At 72.0% G+C, this 15690-nt stretch carries 14 protein-coding genes and 1 pseudogene; 3 read left to right on the top strand and 12 right to left on the bottom strand.

All coding sequences use genetic code 11. From position 1 onward, the window contains the following. Nucleotides 1–95: 95 nt before the first annotated feature. From ABZ887_RS49720 to mftA, 9 genes and pseudogenes are all read right to left on the bottom strand, one after another. Nucleotides 96–293 (bottom strand): annotated as a pseudogene (locus ABZ887_RS49720) (ISAzo13 family transposase); the annotation flags it as partial. A 64-nt stretch (nucleotides 294–357) separates the two neighbouring features. Then, complete coding sequence (locus ABZ887_RS49715) at nucleotides 358–888, bottom strand: flavin reductase family protein (RefSeq protein WP_361306103.1); 531 nt, start codon at nucleotides 886–888, stop codon at nucleotides 358–360. A gap of 32 nt (nucleotides 889–920) precedes the next feature. Next, complete coding sequence (locus ABZ887_RS49710) at nucleotides 921–2102, bottom strand: hydroxylase (protein WP_361306101.1); 1182 nt, start codon at nucleotides 2100–2102, stop codon at nucleotides 921–923. A 125-nt stretch (nucleotides 2103–2227) separates the two neighbouring features. Further along, nucleotides 2228–3613, bottom strand: coding sequence for a mycofactocin biosynthesis glycosyltransferase MftF (gene mftF / locus ABZ887_RS49705; protein WP_361306099.1), 1386 nt, complete (start codon nucleotides 3611–3613; stop codon nucleotides 2228–2230). After that, entirely contained in the window at nucleotides 3610–4425 is an 816-nt protein-coding gene (gene mftE, locus ABZ887_RS49700) for a mycofactocin biosynthesis peptidyl-dipeptidase MftE (protein WP_361306097.1), read from the bottom strand. The genes mftF and mftE overlap by 4 nt, the downstream gene beginning before the upstream one ends. Nucleotides 4426–4427: 2 nt before the next feature. Beyond that, nucleotides 4428–5660 (bottom strand): pre-mycofactocin synthase MftD, encoded by a 1233-nt coding sequence (gene mftD / locus ABZ887_RS49695; RefSeq protein WP_361306095.1) that lies wholly within the window; start codon nucleotides 5658–5660, stop codon nucleotides 4428–4430. Beyond that, nucleotides 5653–6861, bottom strand: coding sequence for a mycofactocin radical SAM maturase (gene mftC, locus ABZ887_RS49690; protein WP_361306093.1), 1209 nt, complete (start codon nucleotides 6859–6861; stop codon nucleotides 5653–5655). The genes mftD and mftC overlap by 8 nt, the downstream gene beginning before the upstream one ends. Continuing rightward, a complete protein-coding gene (gene mftB, locus ABZ887_RS49685) occupies nucleotides 6858–7133 on the bottom strand; it encodes a mycofactocin biosynthesis chaperone MftB (protein WP_361306091.1) in 276 nt (91 codons plus the stop codon). Before mftB ends, mftC begins: the two co-directional genes overlap by 4 nt. Before the next feature lie 10 nt (nucleotides 7134–7143). After that, entirely contained in the window at nucleotides 7144–7281 is a 138-nt protein-coding gene (mftA, locus tag ABZ887_RS49680; RefSeq protein WP_361306089.1) for a mycofactocin precursor MftA, read from the bottom strand. 168 nt (nucleotides 7282–7449) lie between these two features. Between mftA and mftG the strand changes: the two genes are divergently transcribed. Then, entirely contained in the window at nucleotides 7450–8994 is a 1545-nt protein-coding gene (gene mftG / locus ABZ887_RS49675) for a mycofactocin system GMC family oxidoreductase MftG (protein WP_361306087.1), read from the top strand. 66 nt (nucleotides 8995–9060) lie between these two features. On the opposite strand, the gene mftR is transcribed toward mftG, so the two are convergent. Together mftR and ABZ887_RS49665 are read right to left on the bottom strand one after the other, a co-directional pair. Next, the gene (gene mftR, locus ABZ887_RS49670) at nucleotides 9061–9687 is read right to left on the bottom strand and encodes a mycofactocin system transcriptional regulator (protein WP_361306085.1); all 627 of its coding nucleotides are present in this window, start codon (nucleotides 9685–9687) and stop codon (nucleotides 9061–9063) included. Between the two features lie 273 nt (nucleotides 9688–9960). Next, the gene (locus ABZ887_RS49665) at nucleotides 9961–12198 is read right to left on the bottom strand and encodes an MMPL family transporter (protein ID WP_361306083.1); all 2238 of its coding nucleotides are present in this window, start codon (nucleotides 12196–12198) and stop codon (nucleotides 9961–9963) included. A gap of 785 nt (nucleotides 12199–12983) precedes the next feature. On the opposite strand from ABZ887_RS49665, the gene ABZ887_RS49660 reads away from it, so the two are divergent. Next, nucleotides 12984–13607, top strand: a complete 624-nt coding sequence (locus ABZ887_RS49660; RefSeq protein ID WP_361306081.1) for a histidine phosphatase family protein — start codon at nucleotides 12984–12986, stop codon at nucleotides 13605–13607. 51 nt (nucleotides 13608–13658) lie between these two features. Here the strand turns inward: ABZ887_RS49660 and ABZ887_RS49655 are convergent, their stop codons facing one another. Continuing rightward, nucleotides 13659–14456 (bottom strand): alpha/beta hydrolase, encoded by a 798-nt coding sequence (locus ABZ887_RS49655; protein ID WP_361306079.1) that lies wholly within the window; start codon nucleotides 14454–14456, stop codon nucleotides 13659–13661. A gap of 36 nt (nucleotides 14457–14492) precedes the next feature. Here ABZ887_RS49655 and ABZ887_RS49650 point away from each other — a divergent pair, with 36 nt between their 5' ends. Then, a complete protein-coding gene (locus ABZ887_RS49650) occupies nucleotides 14493–15113 on the top strand; it encodes a TetR/AcrR family transcriptional regulator (RefSeq protein ID WP_361306077.1) in 621 nt (206 codons plus the stop codon). Nucleotides 15114–15690: the final 577 nt, after the last annotated feature.

Genomic DNA, 15690 nt, shown 5'->3' with positions numbered 1-15690 from the left:
CTTCGGCTACCTCACCCCGGCCGAGACCAGGCAGCGGCATCAACACGCCCTCGCGACATAACCGACGAGTGTCCAAGATCACGGGGAAACTTCACCACCGCGAAGGCGGCGGTGTTGCGATCGGTGCCGACGTTCACCCAGCCGGTGTCCTGTCCCAGGTCGTAGACGCCGTACGGAATTGCAACCGGGGTATAGGGGTCCACGAAGTCGTGGTCCGGAGCCGTGATCGGCACACCCTTGGGGCGGTAGGTGCGGCCCGCGCGGGCGAAGTCGCCGATGGGCTCCTTCTTTTCTTCTCAACTGCGGCTCCCTTGTGGGCCGGCCGGCGTCCACCGGCCGGCTGCTGCCGACCGGTGCCTACCGGCCGATCTCGTCCCAGCCGACGAGCCTGTCCAGCAGCAGGGCCGCGCTGGAGAGGTAGTCGCCGTATCCGCCGCGGAAGAAGAGCAGCGGGGTCTTCAACGACTCGACGCCCAGGTCGTGGACCCGTCCCACGACCAGCAGGTGGTCGCCGATCTCGACGACCTGCTCCACCACGCAGTCCACCCAGGCGACGACCCCGTCCAGGACGGGACTGCCCAGCGGCGACACTGCCCAGGCCGTGTCCGTGAACCGCTCCCCCGCCGGCCCGGCCGCCAGCCGCCGGGAGATCCGCTCCTGGTCGCCCGCGAGCGCGTTGGCGCAGAAGCGGCCCGCGGCCCTGATCGTCCGCAGGGTCGTGGAGGAACGGTCGGCCAGGAAGGACACCAGGGGCGGGTCGAGGGACACGGAGGTGAAGGTGCCGACGATCATCCCGTGCGGCCGTTCCTCCGGGTCCGCGGTGGTGATCGCGACCACGCTGGTGGGGAAGTTCCCCAGCACGTCGCGGAATCGGCGGGCCTCGGTCACATCCACCTCCCGGGCACGGACCGCGCCGTCCCTCATATCAGGACCCGCATCGCCTCGGGCAGTTCGAGCCCCATCCCGGCCAGGGCGTTCGCGTGGTACGCCGAGCCGGGCACGTGGATCATGTGCTGGAGTCCGACGTGCGCGTCCCGCCAGTACCGCTGGATCGGGTTGCCGCGCCGGATCGCGTTGCCGCCGGACCGTGCGAAGATCTCGTCCAGCGCGGAGACGGCCCGCCAGGCGCACCGGACCTGGTTCCGCCGTACGTTCGACCGGTCCTCGACGGTGATCTCCTGGCCGGCCTCGGCCTTGTCGTACAGCCGGCTGATGCCGTCGATGAGCTGGACCCGGGAGGCGGCGATCTCGGCGGCGGCCTCGCCGGCCGCGTAGAGCACGTACGGGTCGTCGCGGACCTGGACGCCGGTCACGGCGACCCGGTCCTTCTGCTGGCCGAGGTGCACGGCGAGCGCGCCCTCGCAGATGCCGATGACGGCCGCGGTGATCCCGAGCGGGAACATCGAGGCGAAGGGCAGCCTGTACAGCGTGTCGGTGAGCCCGATCGCCTCGGCGGCGGCCCCGTCCTGGACAGCTTCCTGCCGTACGGTGCGGAACTCGGGGATGAACGCCTTGTCGACGACGACGTCCTTGCTGCCGGTGCCTGCGAGGCCGACGACGTCCCAGGTGCCGTCGATGATCTGGTAGTCCGAGCGGGGCAGCACCACGTGCATCACGGTGATCGGCCCCGCGGGCCTGCCCTTGCCGTCCCCGAGGAGCGCCCCGAGGAAGTCCCAGCGGCAGTGGTCGCTGCCGGAGGAGAACGGCCAGCGGCCGCTGAGGACATAGCCGCCGTCCACCGGGTCGGCGATGCCGTTGGGCATGTACGGGGAGGCGATCCAGGTGTCCGGGTCGGCGTCCCACACCTCGTGGGCGAGCCGCGGGTCCATCTGGGCCAGCTCCCACGGGTGGACCCCGACGACACCGCACACCCAGCCGGCGGCCCCGTCGTGCCGCGCGACCGCCATCACCGCTTCCGCGAAGTCCCGGGGATGAGAGCCGAAACCACCGAACTCCTTGGGCTGCAGCAGTCGTATGACTCCGGCGGAACGCAGCAGTTCGACGGTGCGGTCGCTCAGCTTGCCGAGTGACTCGTTCTCGTCGGCGAGTGCGGCCAGTTCCGGACCCGACTCCTCGATACGGCCGACCACTTCATGCGTCACTCCGCCCACCTCCTGGTGACTGGTCCATCGCCCGCGCGGCGTGGCGCCGGAGGCGGGATGCCTCAGTGTCAGGGCAGGGGTCGGGTGGCGGCCGGGCGCTTTCCGCTGACCGGGACTGGACCGTCTCAGCGGGTCACGCGGGGGCGCAAGGCGACGCTGGAGCGGGCCATGAGGGCGGCGAACCACACTCCGGCGCCGTAGGCGAGGTCGTCGAGGCGTCGGGCGACGCCGTAGCGCACCGGGTCGAGAGTGGCTTGATCACGCCGGTACTCCAGTGCGATGTCGGCCAGGGCGGCGACCGCGGCGGCGCGACGCACCCGGCCGGAGAGCGCACACCCGACGGCCGTCAACGGCCACCAGTGGCGAGTCAGCAGCGCGGAGGTCTGGGACAGGGTGGCGAGGGCTCCGTTGCCGGTGAGCCGCACGGCCAGCCGGTACGGGTGCTCCGTGCCGTCGAGCTTGCGGGCGATGCGTACGGTGACGGCGGCGAGGACGGCCGCGGCGGCCGGTGCCGACCAGCGCCGCCCGGCGAGCAGCGCGGCGGCGAACGCCGTGCTCCACGGTGCGAACACGACGGGTGCGACGGAGTCCGGGTGGCGTTCGGCGAGGGGCTGCGCCCCGGTGCCGTAGACGGCCTTGCGCCGCAGCCAGTCCCCCAGTCGCACCCGGTGTTCGTGGGCGGCCCGGACGGCGGGTTCGTAGCGCACCCGGCGCCCCGCCGCCACCAGCCGCCAGCACAGGTCGACGTCCTCCCCGACCCGCATGCCCGCGTCGAAGCCCGCCCCCAGCGCGTCGACCCGGGCCACCACGCAGGCCGAGGAGGCCCAGGAGACGGGGGTGCCGGGCCGTACCGGGGCCGGATGCGCGCCGAGGTCGAGTGAGGACCGGGAGTTCTCGTACCGTTCGATCCAGGTCCTGGCCGGGGTGGGCAGCCCGGTGATGCGGGGGACGGCCATCGCGACCCGGGGGTCGGCGAAGTGCCGGAGCAGGGTGGGGACCGTGTCCGGGTCCAGGACGATGTCGGAGTCGACGAAGACCACGTACGGAGTGGTGACCAGCCGCAGACCGGCGTTGCGCGCGGCGGCGGGCCCGGCGTTGACGGCGAGGGCTACCAGGCGCGCACCGTGCCGGGCTGCTGCCGCGGCCACGGCGGCCGGCTGCCGGGAGGCGTCGTCGACCACGATCACCGCGCGGCCCGGACCGATGCTCCGCAACAGGCGGTCCAGTTGACGCGGGCGGTCACGGACCGGCACGACCACCGTGTACCGGGGATCCGCGGGCGCCGGGAGCGAGCCGACGACGGGATGCGCCATGCCCGTCTCCAGCAGCCGGTCCGCGAGCAGCGACCCGGCCGCGTCCCGCACGACGAGCGCCCGCCCGGTCAGCAGCCGCCGCGCTCGCGGAGTCAGCTTGAGCAGCCGCGTCGGAAACCCGCCGAGCAGCGCCCGGCCACCGTCGACCACCTGTGTGTGCCGGTCCAACTCCACGACGAATCCGAGGGGAAGCGTCATCGGCGCACGCCCTTCGAAGCATTCGGGGTATTCGAGGCAGCGGACAGCGTCAACGGTGAACCGGCCCCGGGGTCGGTGAGACGGCCGTGGGTGTCGGGGGTCCAGGCGGTGATGCCGCGGAGCGTGGCGGAGACCATGGCGGCCAGCGTCCGGCGTCCTTCCTCGGCCGTGGCGCCGGACGGGTCGCCGAGCACGCCGGAGGCGGAGACCGCGCGGACGCCTCGGGCCGTCAACTCCGGCAGGAGGACGGGCAGCGGGCGGGTGTCGCCGGCGACGGCGGCGTCGAGGCGGACACGTTCGGGTTCCAGGTGCAGCAACAGGGAGGTCTCCGTGCGGCCGGCGTGCGCATCGCCGCCCGGCGCCTCGCAGCCGGCCCAGACGGCGTCGTGGCCCTCGGTGCGCAGCAGGGCGAGGGCGCCGTCGAGGGTGGCCGTGTTGCCGCCGTGGCCGTTGACGAACACGATCCGGCTCGCCCACAGGGACAGCGAGCGTGCCAGTTCCACGACGACCGCGCGCAGCGCCTCGTGCCCGATCGAGACGGTCCCGGGGAAGCCGGCGTGCTCGCCGCTCGCGCCGAAGGCCAGGGCCGGCGTCACCAGCGGTGGACCGTACGGTCCGGTGGCGAGGGCGTCGGCCGTGCGCCGGGCGACGGCGCGGGCGACGACGGTGTCGGTGTCGAGCGGCAGATGCGGACCGTGCTGCTCGGTGGACCCGACCGGGACCAGGACGAGCGCGCCGGAGGGCACGGCCGGCCACACGGCGTCGGCCAGGAGGGGCGGTACGGCGTCTCCTGGTACGGCGTCTCCTGGCATGCTCAGGCCGCCGTGGACTCGGCGCCGGCCGGGAGCGCCGAGGCGGCCGCCGGTACGTCCGCGCCGCCCAGCGTCAGCCGGAAGCCGGGCGGTATCGCCAGGTCGCCGGGGTCCAGTTCGTGCACGGAGGAGTGGCCGAGGCCGAGGACGGCCGAGTCCAGTCCGCCGCGCAGGATGTCCAGCACGTTCTCGACACCTGCCTGCCCGTTCGCCGCGAGGCCCCACAGGTAGGCGCGGCCGATCAGGACGGCACGGGCGCCGAGGGCGAGTGCCTTGGCCACGTCGCCGCCGCGGCGGACACCGCCGTCCAGCAGGACCTCGACCTGGTCGCCGACGGCTTCCGCGATCGCGGGCAGCAGCCGGATGGTGGCCGGGGTGGTGTCCAGGTTGTTTCCGCCGTGGTTGGACACGGACAGCGCCGAGACGCCGGCGTCGACCGCCCGCCTGGCGTCGTCCACGCGGGAGACGCCCTTGAGGAGGAAGGGGCCTCCCCACTCCTCCCGCAGCCACGCGAGGTCCTCCCAGGTGGGCGGCGGGGTCCGCATCCACTCGCCGTAGGCGCCGAAGAAGGTCGAGGCCGCGCCGCCGGGCGCGGTCAGGTTGGGGACGGTGAGGTCGGGGACGCGGCCCGACCTGGCGTACCGCCACAGCCAGCCGGGCCGGGGCAGGACGTCGGGGGCGAACCGCAGCACGGTCCTGAGGTCGAGCTTGTCCGGGATGGCGGGGCTGCCCCAGTCGCGGCCGTGCGAGAACGACCAGTCGAGGGTGACGATGAGCGCCCTGGCGCCGGCGGCCCTGGCCCGGTCCATGCGCTGCACCATGGTGTCGCGGGTGCCGCTCCAGTACAGCTGGAAGAAGAAGTCCGGCTGTGCGTCGGCCACTTCCTCGACCGGCTTGCTCGCGAACGAGCTGAGCCCCATGATCACCCCCCGGTTGGCGGCGGCCCGGGCCACGGCCACCTCCCCGTCCGGGTCGACGGCCTGTACCCCGGTCGGTGAGATGAGCACGGGGAGCGCGGTGGGCACGCCCAGTACCGTCGTGGACAGGTCGCGGTCCGCGTGGTGGCCCACGACGCGCGGCGCGAAGCCCAGTTCGGCGAAGGCCTCCGTGTTGGCGTCGATGGTGCGGCCGCGTTCCGAGCCCGCGACGAGCGCGCCGTAGACCGGGCCGGGCAGCCGCCGCTTCGCCCTGCGCCGGGCCTCGGCGACCGTCTCGAACCAGGGGTTCCTAGGCATGTGTCCGGCCCTTTCCGGTGGGTGTCGGGTCCAGCCCGGCCAGGGGGCTCTCGGCGCACTCGCTCACCGGAGGACGGCGGGTGAGCACCAGGTCCACGGGGCCCCGCGAGTGGTCGCCGGACGGCTTGGGCAGCCGGGCCGTGTCACGCTGGGCGAGCCGTTCCGCGCCGTACCCCTGCACGCACTCGGGGTCCGGTCCGTCCAGCGGGAGCCCGGTGAAGAACTTCGCGGCCATGCAGCCGCCCTTGCAGGTGTCGTAGAAGGCGCAGGACGCGCAGGCGCCGCCGTGCTGCGGGGTGCGCAGCCGTCGGAACAGCGCCGAGTCGCGCCAGACACCGGAAAAGCCGCCGGGCTCGCGGACGTTGCCGGCCAGGAACTCGTCGTGGATGGCGAACGGGCAGGCGTAGACGTCGCCGACCGGGTCGATCAGGCAGACGACGCGCCCGGCGCCGCACAGGTTGAGGCCCGGCAGTGCCTGGCCGTAGGCGGACAGGTGGAAGAAGGAGTCGCCGGTCAGCACGTTCTCGCCGTGCGCCAGCAGCCAGTCGTACAGCTCGCGTTGCTGGGCGGCCGTCGGGTGCAGGTCGTCCCAGACGTCGGCGCCGCGTCCGGAGGGGCGCAGCCGGGTCAGGCGCAGCTGGGCGCCGTAGCGGTCGGCGAGTGCCTTGAAGGCGTCCAGCTGCGGGATGTTGTGCCGGGTGCAGACCACGGAGATCTTGAAGTTCCGCATGCCGGCGGCGGCGAGGTTCTCCAGTGCCCTGACGGCCGTGGCGTACGAACCCGGGCCGCGCACCGCGTCGTTGACGTCGGCGGTGGCGCCGTCGAGCGAGATCTGGACGTCCACGTAGCCGTTGCGGGCAAGGCGCTCGGCGGCTTCGGGGGTGATCCGGACTCCGTTGGTGGAGAACTTCACGCCGACGTGATGGGCGGTGGCGTGGTCGAGGAGTTCCCAGAAGTCGGGGCGGACGGTGGGCTCGCCGCCGCCGATGTTGACGTAGAAGACCTGCATGGCCTCCAGCTCGTCGATGACGGCCCTGGCCTCGGCGGTGCTCAGCTCGCGCGGGTCGCGTCGGCCGGAGCTGGACAGGCAGTGGGCGCAGGCCAGGTTGCAGGCGTAGGTCAGTTCCCAGGTCAGGCAGATCGGCGCGGCGAGCCCCAGCTCGAACAGGTCGACCAGCCGGGACGGGGATGTGGCGGTCATGAGGTCCTCCCGACGACCATCGACGACTGCTCGAGTACGGCGAGGGCCCGGCCGTAGCGGGGCAGTTCGTGCTCCGTGAGACCCGCGGCCAGGCAGGCGGCGCGGGCCGTGGGTGCGTCCGCGAGCGCCTGGACGACGGCAAGGAGCCGCCGGTCTTTCAGGAACGACAGCCTGCGGGTGCCGAAGTGGTACAGCAGCGCGCCGAAGGGTTCCGGTCGCACCGAGACCTGCGGATGCAGGTCCCAGGCGCGGTCGAGGTCCATCGCGGTCATCCGGCGGCGCCTAGTAGACGCCGCACATGCCGTCGATGGAGACCTCCTCGATCAGCTCATCGGCTTCGATCAGCGACCCTTCGGACGGAGTCCCCTCGTCCTGGATCTCGCTGGCCGGGACGGGCGGGATGACATGCGTCTCGTTCATGCGACTCTCCTTGGGCATCGCTCAGATCGGACGTCCCGAGAATAATGACACCGAGTGCCGAAAGTGAAGACGCCGGAGGCGCAGAGCCGCGAAGAGGACACGGATGGCCAGCACTGCACCGCACGGGTACGTGACACCGCGTCACTCCTCGACACGGAGCGGACAACGGTGAGGCGTCCCGACGTCATCGTGGTCGGGGCCGGCGGCAGTGGCGCCGTACTCGCGGCACGGCTCGGCGAGGACGCCGACCGCACGGTGCTGCTGCTGGAGGCCGGCCCGGTACCGTCCCATCCGGCGGCGTTCGCACCGGAGTTGCTGGACGCCCGGCTCGTGCCCGGCGCACAGCCCGGACACCCCGCCCTCCAGCCGTACGCGGTCCGGCTCACCCCGGAGCGCCCGTACACGGTCGTACGGGGACGCGTTCTGGGCGGCTCGACGACCGTCAACGGCGGGTACTTCGTCCGGGCCAGGCGGGAGGACTTCGACCGCTGGTCCGCCGTAGGCGGCCCGGCCTGGTCGTACGACCGGATGCTGCCGTTCCTCCGTGCGCTGGAGACCGACCTCGACGAAGGCGGCGGCGAGTTGCACGGAGACCGCGGGCCGGTGCGCGTCCGCCGCACCGGCCTCGGCCATCCGGCCGCCGTCGCGTTCCGGGCGGCCGCCCGGCGGCTGGGCTTCCCCGCGGAACCCGACAAGAACGCCCAGGGCGCGCCGGGTTTCGGCCCGGTGCCGTGCAACGCGGTGGACGGGGTGCGTCTCAACACGGGCCTCGCCTGTCTACTGGGCGCGGCCGACCGGCCCAACCTCCGGGTGGAGGGGGACAGTACGGTCCTCCGGATCGTCGTCGAGCGGGGTCGCGCGACCGGCGTGGTGGTCGAGCGGCACGGGCGCCGCAGGACGGTGTCCGGCGGCCAGGTCGTGCTGTGCGCCGGGGCGTTGCGCTCCCCGCACCTGCTGCATCTGTCGGGGATCGGGCCGCGCCGCCTCCTGGAGTCACTCGGCATCCCCGTGGTCAGGGATGCACCGGCCGTCGGGGCGCGGTTCGGCGACCATCCGCAGGTGGTGCTGGAGTGGGTGCCCCGGCGTCCGCTGCCGGAGCCCGTCGGTTCCTGGCTCGGCGGCGCGCTGCACCTCTCGTCGTCCGACGGGACCCACCCGGGTGACCTGGAGATCCTGCAGTCCCTCGTCCCGCCGGCCGGCCTGACCGGCGGCAGGGTGTCCGTGCCCGGCGCTCCGCTCGCGTTCCTCGCCTCCGTCCAGACTCCGCGGCTGACGGGCCGGATGCGCACCAGGTCCGCCGCTCCCGCGACGCCCCCGGACTTCGACTACGGCTATCTGTCGACGCCGGCGGACCGGCGGCGGATGCGCGAAGTGGTCCGTGTCACCGCCGAGTTGGTCGGTACGACCGACTTCGCGGAGGTCTCCGCTGGACTCGCGGAGCCGGTGGCCGAGGTGCTGGGCGACGACCGGCATCTCGACGACTGGATTCGCGGGCACCTCGGCACGTCCCACCACACCTGCGGCACGGTACCGATGGGCCCCGCCGAGGATCCCCGGGCCGCCGTCGACGCCTACGGCGCGGTGCACGGTGTCGCCGGTCTGCGCGTCGCGGACACGTCCATCCTGCCGACGCCGCCGCTCAGGGGCCCGGCGGCCACCGCCGTCCTCATCGGTGAGGTCGTCGCCGACGCCCTGCGGCAAGGGCCGGCCTGACCGGGGCCCCGACGCCCTGCGGCGCGCGCCGGCCTGACCGGGGTCCCGCGCCGCCGGGCCGCGCGGCTACCCGCGAAGGTCCCGGTATCCGTCCGCGAGTTGCCGCACGGCCAGATCCAGCAGTTCGCCCAGGTCGGCGTCCTCGTCGGCCAGCCACTGCTCGTACGCCGTGACGCACGCAGCCAGGACGGTGCCGCCGATCAGCCGGGGCAGCAGGCCCGACGCGGGGTGTCCCAGCCGCCGGGCGGCGAACTCCGTGACGAGGTCACGCCACGACGCGTACCGCACGGCCGAGTCCGCCTGGAGCGTCGGCACGCGCAGGATGAGGGCCATGCGCTGCCGGTGCCAGGGCACCTCCGCCGGGTCGAACCGGTTGAACTCCACGACCGTCTCACGCAGCGCTTCCATCATCGGCCTGTCCGGGTCGGCCGCCGCCAGCAGGGCTTCGAGCCTGACCAGTTGGGCCTCGAAGTCACCCCACACGAGGTCGTTCTTGGAGGCGAAGTACCGGAAGAAGGTGCGCCGGCCGATGCCCGCCGCGGCGGCGATGTCGTCGACCGTGGTGTCGTCGAAGCCGCGTTCGGCGAACAGTTCGAAGCCCAGCCGTTCGAGCGCGCTCCGTGAGGTCACGCGGGGCCGTCCGGACCGGGTGGATCCCGCACAGACCGCCGTGTCACCCCGTGACGGCTCCATCCGCGCTTCCCCTTCTTCGCCACGAGCACTGGCGACGGCGAGCAGCCTGCGACCCGCGCCGTCGGCCGGCATCCTCGCATCAGCCCAGTGGGCGGCCGCGCGGGTGCGTCGGCATGGCTCCGTCGTCACCGAAAAGACTATGCGGTTGCTCCCGCCCCCGAACCCCTCGACGTCGTGGCCCGACCGCCCTTGGCGATCGGTGGCCACGCGGCAGCTGCCCCTGCTCCGGCGCGTGTGGAGGGGCCGTCCGGCCGGACGGCCCCTCCCCCGTTCTCAGCGGGTCGCGGCGGGCTCAGCGGTGTGCTGTTCCTCGGCCGCCGGCGCCGTCGGGGCGGTTATCCTCCGGCTCAGCTTCTCCCCCTCCACGTCGATGTCCGGCAGCAGCCGGGACAGCCACTTCGGGAGGTACCAGGCCTTGTGGCCGAGCAGGGCGAGGACGGCCGGCACGATCGCCATCCGGACGACGAAGGCGTCGAAGAGGACCGCGATCGCGAGCCCGAACCCGATCATCTTGATCATCGACTCGCCGGCGCCGATGAAGCCGGAGAACACCGCCATCATGATCAGCGCGGCGGCCACGACCACCCGGGCGCTGTGCCGGAACCCGGACACCACGGCATCCTTGGGCGCCTCGCCGTGGACGTACGCCTCGCGCATCCGGGAGACCAGGAACACCTCGTAGTCCATCGCCAGTCCGAAGACGATGCCCACCAGGAAGATCGGCATCATGCTCATGATCGGACCGGTGGACTCCACGCCCAGCAGCTCGGCGCCGTGGCCCTGCTGGAAGACCGCGACGACCGCGCCGAGGGCCGCGAGGACCGAGAGCAGGAACCCGAAGGCGGCCTTGAGCGGCACGAGCAGGGATCGGAACACCAGCAGCAGAAGGACGACAGCCAGGCCGACGACCACCACGAGGTAGGGGATCAGCGAGTCCTGCACCTTCTGCGCGACGTCGATGTCCAGCGCGGTCTTGCCGGTCACCTCGAAGGAGACCCCGGCGTCCTTCTCGATACCGGGCCGTTCGTCGCGAATGGTCTTGACCAGGTCCTTGGTCTTCTCGTCGGTCGGGCTGGTGGCCGGGGTGGCGGCGAACACCGCGGTGTTCCCGGCTTCGTTGAACCGGGCCTGGGATACCGAGACAACGCCCTCGGTGCCGGCGATGTCCTTCGAGACAGCCGCCACAGCCGCCGCGGCCGCCTTCGGGGCGCCGGCCCCCTTCGCGTCGACGACGATGGTCAGGGGGCCGTTGAAACCGGGACCGAAGCCGTCGGCAAGGGCGTCGTAGGCGCGCCGCTCGGTGGTGGAGGTGGGCTTGGCCTCGTCGCCGGGCATGCCGAGCTGGAGATCCATCACCGGTATCGCGCAGGCACCGAGACCCACGACGGAGAGCACGAGCACGGGCAGCGGGAACCGTACGACGGCCCTGGCCCAGCGGGAGCCGCCGTTCTCGGTCCTCGCCTGCTTACTGCGGTGGCGGCGGGAATTCCGGCGCGCGCCGCGCGCGAGTACCGCGTTCGGCCAGAAGCCGAGGATCGCCGGGACCAGGGTCAGGCAGATCAGCACCGACGCCAGCACAGCGCCGGCGGCGGCCAGGCCCATCTTGGTGAGCATCGGGATGCCGACCACCGAGAGACCGGCCAGGGCGATGACGACGGTGAGACCGGCGAAGACGACCGCGGAACCGGCCGTGCCGACGGCCAGGCCCGCAGCCTCTCTCGGCGCGTGGCCCTTGGCACGCTCCTCTCGGTAGCGGGAGACGACGAACAGGGCGTAGTCGATGCCGCAGGCCAGACCGAGCATGGTGGCGAGGGTCCCGGTGTTCTCCGACAGTCCGAAGGTCTCGGACAGGGCCATGATCCCGGTCATGCTGACGGCGACGCCGATGATCGCGGCGAGCAGCGGGAGACCGGCAGCGGCCAGCGAGCCGAAGGTGATCAGCAACACGACGGCGGCAATGGCGATGCCGACGGCCTCGGCGCTGCCGCCCGCAGCCGGCTTCGCCGCAAGGGCGTCGCCGCCGACCTCGATCCTGAGACCCGAGCCCCGGGCCTGTTCGACGGCCCGTTCCAGGTGGACTTTGCTCGCGTCGGTGAGGTCGTCGGCCTTCGCCTTGAAGGATACAGTCGCGTAGGCGGTCCTGCCGTCCGTGCTGACGGCCTTCGCCCGGAACGGGTCGACCACGGCGGCGACCTGGTTGCCGTCGCCGGCCTCGTCGACGAGCTTCTCGATCGCTCTCTTGTTGCCGGCGGCCGTGACCTTCTCGCCGCTCGGCGCGATGAAGACGATCCGGGCGCTCGCCCCGTCCGCGGCGGCGCCCGGGAAGCGCTTCTCCATCAGGTCGAACGCCTTCTGCGACTCGATCCCCGGCATGGTGAAGCCCTCATCGGCGGCCGCGGGCGCCTTGGCGGCGGCGAATCCGACGGCGCCCAGCACCGCCAACCACAGGACGGTGACGAACCATCGCCAGCGGAAGGCCGTGCGGCCCAGGTGGTAAAGGACAGTTGCCATGACGGGGGAAGCCTCCGCATCAGGGGTTCGGCAAGGGACGGAGGACCGGGGACCGCCCCTGCGTGAGGGAGCCCGCCCTGGTCGGGGCATGCTCGGGGAGGTGTCCGTCTCCGCTTCCCAGCCTTCCGCGAGCCGCCCGGCGCGGCGAGGGTGCGCTCTCCCGGATGCGAGGTGTAGCCCGCTACACCGCCGGGAGGATCGGCGGGCCCGCGCCAGGCCGCCCGGTGACGGACGGTGATCACGGTGATGGCGGCCGTCACGACGGCGAGGCGGGCGACGCCGGCGGTCCTGCGCGGTGCTCGGTGCCCACGGCCGGCGTGCATGCGGCCGCTCAGGACCGGGGCTGGTACGGCTGCTCGACGGCCGGGACCGGCGCCGGACTACACGCCGACTTGCGATGAGCCCGTCGGCGGCGCAAGGCGGTAGTGGTAGCTGGAGCCGGTGGTCGGGTGATCGGGTGATCGGCGGTCGCGGTGGCCGGGCAGGTCATGGGGTGTCCTGAGGCCCAAGGGCGGACAGGGGCTGGATCCAGAGGGCGGATGCGGGGCGGGGCCGGTTGCGGGGCCTGTTGCGGGGCCTGTTGCGGGGGTCGGGCCGAGCCTCGGGGTGCTCGGGCCACCGGGACGAGCCGGCCGGTCGGCGGGGTGGTTTCGGACATCTGGCGGATGGTGCCGCACAGGGGCCTGCACCGACCGTGGAGCACGTAAGGCACGACGCGCCGGCAGCCCGCCGGCAGCCGTACGCACCGCCCGAGGCCACGCCCGGCCAGGAAAGAGGGAGGTCCCATGCCGAACGACCTGACGCTCCTGTGCGCGCCCGGCGGTGACCCCACTCTGGATCCGCTCCTCGGCGACGCCCATCTCAGCGGGGACAGCATGCGCATGGCAGGCGCCGCGAGAGCAGTGCTCTCTCCCCGCGAGTCGGCCGTCCGGGCACCCTCGATCCGCTGCTCGGAAACCGCCGACGCCATGGGTCTCACGGCATCACCCGAGCCCATGCTGCGCGACCTCGACATAGGCAGATGGAGCGGTCACACCGCCGCCGAGATCGCCGCGACCGACCCCGACGGATTCACCGCCTGGCTCACCGACCCGGACGCCACCCCGCACGACGGAGAATCCCTGCGACAGCTGTGCCACCGGTCGGCCAACTGGCTCGGCAGCATGACACCGCACACCGACCACACGCTCGCCATCACCGAAGCGGCCGTCATCCGGGCTCTGCTCATCGACACACTCGCCATACCCGCACGCGCCTTCTGGCACCTCACCATCCCGCCCCTGTGCGCAGTCTTCCTCACCCGCCGGCACGGCCGCTGGGACGTCCAGTTCGGCAACCTCGCGCCCCACCAACCCCGGCGCCGGCTCCTCACCAGACGCACGACGACCGTCACCTCCGCCACTGCCTGACCAGCGCAAGCGAGACCAGGGACACGTGAGGTGCGTTGGCGTGGGTGCCCATCAGATGGCGGCGAGGTTGTTGAGCAGGTGGCCAAGTTCTGCCGGCGCCTGAATGTGGGCCAGGTGGCCCTGGCCGGGGAGTTCATGGACTCCGGCGTGAGCGACGTGCTGCCGCACGTTGTCGAACGACGTTCCGTAGGGGGCTGTTCGGCGGTTGCACTGGCCGATGATCAGGTCGACTTGATCTGCCTGTCGCGCCATCACATCCGGAGGCAGCGCTGCGTTGAGCGCGCCGAGTTCGGCGTACAGCGGTCCGCTCAAGCGACGCAAGATCGCCCAACCGTAATGATCGGCCCGAAGAGCCTCGACATGCGCAGCGGAGAAGCCGGAGATCTGCCGATTGACGATCTCGACGCAGCGATCCCAGTCCGCCGTCTCCGCTGCGGCCTTCAGGTCCGGCAGTGCATGGCGCCCGAATGGCCGCATCACCGGCTCGTAGGCGATCACCTGGGGAATCGGGCGATCGTTGGCGGTCAGCAAGGTGATCAAGCCGCCGTAGCTCCAGCCGAAGAGTGCCCTCGTGCTGTCGAACTCGTCGAGGACCACGCCGAGGTCCTCAACCTCTGCCCGCAGTGAGTACGAGTTGGTCAACGGCCCTGAGGAAGTACGTCCCCGGCGGTTGACGACTACTACCGAGGGCCAGGCGTGGATGGCGCCCGCAACACGGCGCCACGTATGCGCATCGCTCATCACGCCCGGGACGACGACGAGGCTCGGGGCATCCGGTTCGCCGTACACATCGACCGTGACCCAGCTGTCCCTGCCGACCGACAGCCTCTTCTGAATCGTTCGCTCCATAAATCTATTATGGAGCGAACGATCTACAATGCAAGCGTGACCGAACGCAGCCGTGGACGCCCCCGAGCCTTCGACCGCGACCGTGCGGTCCTTGACGCCGCTCGCCTCTTCTGGCGACGCGGCTACTCCGGCACCTCGACCCGCACCCTGACCGCGACCCTCGGGCTTTCCACCTCCAGCCTCTACGCCGCCTTCGGCAGCAAGGCCGGACTGTTCGAGGAAGCGGTGCGGACCTACGCCGAGCGTTACCGCGAGATCTACCAACAGGCTGTCGCCGAGAAGGACTTCCAGACGGTCATCGAACGCATCCTCACCGACTCGGTCCACGAGTTCACCCAGCCGAGCGACACGCATCCCGGATGTCTCATCAGCAGCGCCGTGATGACCGACAGCACGAGCACGCTCGATACCAGCGCCTACGTCGCCGAACTGCACAGCTCGAACGAGCAGGCCCTCCTCGTGCGCATCGAACGAGCGATCCAGGACGGGGAACTGGCCGCGGGCACCAACGCAACGGTCCTGACCGGGCTCATCCAATCCGTCTGGCACGGATTGTCAGTGCGGTCCAACATCGACACGGCTCGCGAGGACCTGCTCGCGACGGCACAACTTGCTCACCAGCTGATCTGCCGGCAACTCACGCCACCAACGTCCTGACTCGCAACAACTGGAGAAACGCGAGGCCTGCGCCAAGTGCGTGCAACTACCGAGCCATTGCCTCGCCATCGCACAGGCCCGCGCGTGGACAACCAGCGCACCACACCGCAGCCAGCCCGGATCCGAGAGGGAGACTCCGCAACTCCTGCAAGGGCGACACCGGCGCAAGGGATCCGGCCCTCTCGGGCCACCTGACAACTTACGGACTCGTACCGCACGCGGCTGATGACCATGTCGCCGCGCGGGCGGGATGCCGGCCCACGGCGCCGACGACGCCCCGGCGCGTTCAGCCGGTCGCCGCCGACGACTTCGCGCACACCTCGCTCACCACGCGGGCCCTCCATGCCCGCCGTAAGCCTCCGAGTCCTTCCGTGCGCCGCAGGGCCGCCTGCGGCGCACGGGCACCTGTCTCACATCCCCTCTGCCTGCCGCCCCTCAAGCAGTTCCCGCCTGGCGGCAAACGCCTTCGCCAGCACCTTGGTCCGGTACGGATTCGCGGCGTCCAGGGCCGACGCCACCGCCACCGCCTCGTCCAACAGCGCCAACCGCCGCCCGGGCAGCTCCCGCACCAGCGACG

The organism is Streptomyces sp. NPDC047061 (assembly GCF_040643955.1).
Lineage (GTDB): Bacteria > Actinomycetota > Actinomycetes > Streptomycetales > Streptomycetaceae > Streptomyces.
Note: the sequence above shows the minus strand (reverse complement) of the source record. Positions and strands in the feature narration are given on the sequence as shown.

What these genes read in the sequence shown, in the direction of transcription:
- mftF (WP_361306099.1), bottom strand. Translation starts at nt 3,613, where the DNA reads ATGACGCTTCCCCTCGGATTCGTCGTGGAGTTGGACCGGCACACACAG.
- mftE (WP_361306097.1), bottom strand. Translation starts at nt 4,425, where the DNA reads ATGCCAGGAGACGCCGTACCAGGAGACGCCGTACCGCCCCTCCTGGCC.
- mftD (WP_361306095.1), bottom strand. Translation starts at nt 5,660, where the DNA reads ATGCCTAGGAACCCCTGGTTCGAGACGGTCGCCGAGGCCCGGCGCAGG.
- mftC (WP_361306093.1), bottom strand. Translation starts at nt 6,861, where the DNA reads ATGACCGCCACATCCCCGTCCCGGCTGGTCGACCTGTTCGAGCTGGGG.
- mftB (WP_361306091.1), bottom strand. Translation starts at nt 7,133, where the DNA reads ATGACCGCGATGGACCTCGACCGCGCCTGGGACCTGCATCCGCAGGTC.
- mftA (WP_361306089.1), bottom strand. Translation starts at nt 7,281, where the DNA reads ATGAACGAGACGCATGTCATCCCGCCCGTCCCGGCCAGCGAGATCCAG.
- mftR (WP_361306085.1), bottom strand. Translation starts at nt 9,687, where the DNA reads ATGGAGCCGTCACGGGGTGACACGGCGGTCTGTGCGGGATCCACCCGG.
- ABZ887_RS49665 (WP_361306083.1), bottom strand. Translation starts at nt 12,198, where the DNA reads ATGGCAACTGTCCTTTACCACCTGGGCCGCACGGCCTTCCGCTGGCGA.
- ABZ887_RS49660 (WP_361306081.1), top strand. Translation starts at nt 12,984, where the DNA reads ATGCCGAACGACCTGACGCTCCTGTGCGCGCCCGGCGGTGACCCCACT.
- ABZ887_RS49655 (WP_361306079.1), bottom strand. Translation starts at nt 14,456, where the DNA reads ATGGAGCGAACGATTCAGAAGAGGCTGTCGGTCGGCAGGGACAGCTGG.